The sequence below is a fragment of the Dietzia sp. UBA5065 genome (assembly GCA_002415925.1).
In the GTDB taxonomy this organism is placed as follows: domain Bacteria; phylum Actinomycetota; class Actinomycetes; order Mycobacteriales; family Mycobacteriaceae; genus Dietzia.
The window spans coordinates 1-1,104 of record DIAZ01000055.1; the positions used below are offsets into that span (position 1 = coordinate 1).

Sequence of the window (1,104 nt, forward strand, 5' to 3'; positions counted from 1 at the left end):
AGATGTGTATAAGAGACAGGTCCTGGACCAGCTCATGGCCGGGGCCGGGGAGGACGGCATCACCTACCCGCGCGCGGTCAGCCTGCTGGGGGCGACCGAGGTCGCGCTGATCGACGACACGGTGGACGCGCTCGCGGCCTCCGACGGCGCCACGCTGTTCCGGACCGTGGACAAGGTGGTGGAGGCCGGGCACGACCCGCGGCGCTTCGCGGCGGACCTGCTGCAGCGGCTGCGCGACCTCATCATGGTGCAGTCCGTGCCGCAGGCCATCGAGCGCGGGCTCGTCGACGCCCCGGTGGAGCAGGCCGAGACCATGCGGCGGCAGGCCGAGAACATCGGGCCCGCGACCCTCGCTCGCTGCGCGGACATGGTGCACGAGGGCATGGGGTCGATGCGCGGGGCCACCTCGCCGCGGCTGTTGCTGGAGATCCTCTGCGCCAAGCTGCTCCTGCCGTCGGCCGACGACTCCGTGGCCGCGCTCCTGCAGCGCATCGAGTCGCTGGAGTCGGGGACCGCGCGACCCGCCGCCGCGACGGTGGGGCCGAGCGGTGGTGTCGCCGGGCCGGGGGGAGACTCGACGTACGACGACGACGAGGTCCGCCCCGGCCCGGCCGGCGGTCCCGCGCCGCAGCCGGCGGGTCAGGCCGAGGCGCGCGCGAAGTTCGTGCGCCGGTCCCAGCGGCAGGAGACCGAGGCCGCAGGGCAGCCGGCCGGGCAGAAGGCCGACCCGGCGCGACCCGTGCCGGCCGCCGCCGCCGAGCCGGCCGTGCCCGGCGAGTCCGTGGCGCAGCAGCTGGCGGCGGGCCAGTCGGCGCCGGTCTCTGCCGTGCCCGGTCCTGCCGCGTCGGAAGCTCCCGCTGGGCCGCCCGAGCCGGTGGCCCCCGCTGTGCCGCTCGAGCCCTCCGCGGCGCAGACGGCGACGCCGCCGCAGCCCGAACCCTCCGCCCCGAGTGCACCAGAGGCCGTGGCGACCGAGGCGGTTGCGACGGAGACCGGGCCTTCGCCTTCGCCCGCGGCCGACGAGGATCCGTGGCGCGCGCCGGCCCCCGCACCCGACGAGGCCCCGGCGCAGCCCGCGCAGGCCGCGGAGCCGACGGACGCCGT

Annotated in this window: 1 pseudogene; it reads left to right on the forward strand. The window is 77.4% G+C overall.

The features are described from left to right. Nucleotides 1-1,104 (forward strand): annotated as a pseudogene (locus B4M60_RS03985) (DNA polymerase III subunit gamma/tau); the annotation flags it as partial.